Raw genomic sequence first — 1530 nt, forward strand, 5'->3', positions numbered from 1 at the left:
CGTAAATCAGCAGCACGGTGGTGGTGATGATCAGCGCCCAGATTGGCGGCATGCCCAGCAGAATCTCGAACATGACCAAGCCCGACACGAGCTGGCCGGCCAGATAGAAACACAGGAGCAGGGAGAACAGCGACACCAGCACCCGAATACCCTCGGATTGGTAGCGGTCGCCCAGATACTCGGGGATGGAGCGGTTGCCGAAGCGATGTCCGGCCTTGGTGATCAGGCGCATGGTGATCAGCATGCCCAAACCGAGGCCGGCCGGACCCAGAAAGACACCCCACATGGTGGTCAGCCCCCAGGTGTAGCTCAGGCCCGGCATGCCCAGGAAGGTTGCCCCGCTGACCGTGGTGGCGGAAAACGCCAGAGCCAGAAACAGCGGCCCGTATGACTGGCGGGCGGTGGCAAAGTCGTCGGCGTGCTTGACCCGCCGCTGGGCCAACACCCCGATGGTCAGCATGCCGCCGATGTAGATGACCAGGAAGAGCCATGACCAGGTGATGAGTGTCATGTGAGAGTCCGACCTGCTGCCCGGCCGACATTCCTTTTACACGCCCTCGAACAGCGCCCGGACGTGGGGTTCGGGCAGCGGCCGGGTCGCCTTGGAGACGACGATGGTGAACACCACCGAGGTCAGACCGGCGATGGCCGAACAGGAGAACGGATTAACACCCTCCAGGTGCAGCCAGGCGACCACGTCGTGCAGCACCCCGGGGGGAAACCAGGCCGGGTCGAGCAGCCGGGCGTGCAGGACCAGAAAGCTGACAAAGCCGCTGACCAGGCCGGCATACGCCCCGGCCCGGGTGACCCCGCGCCACAGGGCCCCGAAGACCAGTGAACCGGCAAAGGCCGACATGATGCCGCCGGTCCCGATCCAGACAATCAGTACAACGTTGGTATCAACCCAGGCCCAGGCGATGGCCGCACACAGGACGAGAATGACCACCGTGGCTACCCGGCTGATGTATAAGACCTGACGGTCGAGTTGCGCCTCGCTGGGCGGATGCTTCAACCGCGGCGCGATGGTCCGCCGGTAGAGGTCGTTGGCAATCGTCTGGGAGGAAGACACAACCAGCCCGTCGGCAGTAGACATGATGGCGGTCAGCACGCCGACCCCGACGAGCGCCGCCAGCCAGGTCGGAAACAACTCGATAAAGAGCATCGGCAGGGCGTGGTTTGAGGTCGCCCCCTCGGCAAACAGGGCGTTGCCCATCAGCGCCCGGGCCAGCAGCCAGGATGAAGATCATCGTGAAGGACAGAAAGCGGCTCTGGTCCGCGCTGTCCCTCAAGGCCCACAGCTTATTGCCCAGGTGGGGCAGCACGCCCAGCGGAATGAGTGAGATCACCAGCGAGATAATCGACCACCAGGAGTGGTAGAGTGGGGTTTTGGTGTTGAGGACGCCAACCAGGTGTTCATCCTGGGCGGCCAAGTTATCGACCAGTCCCAGGAGGCCGCTCCTGGCCGACTCGCCCAACTCCAGGCCAAAGCCGACCAGAAACAGGACCATGACCACCACGGCCACCAGCAGC

At 63.9% G+C, this 1530-nt stretch carries 2 protein-coding genes; both read right to left on the reverse strand.

Annotation, left to right across the window (positions count from 1 at the left end):
* Positions 1-511, reverse strand: a 511-nt coding sequence (locus J4F42_21230; GenBank protein MCE2488045.1) for a hypothetical protein, incomplete at its 3' end; no start/stop codon positions are given.
* Between the two features lie 36 nt (positions 512-547).
* Positions 548-1213 carry a hypothetical protein gene (locus J4F42_21235; GenBank protein MCE2488046.1) on the reverse strand — a complete coding sequence of 222 codons (666 nt, stop codon included), beginning with the start codon at positions 1211-1213 and terminating at the stop codon, positions 548-550.
* Positions 1214-1530 lie beyond the last annotated feature (317 nt).

This window comes from Desulfurellaceae bacterium (assembly GCA_021296095.1).
Taxonomy (GTDB): Bacteria; Desulfobacterota; Binatia; order Bin18; family Bin18; genus JAAXHF01.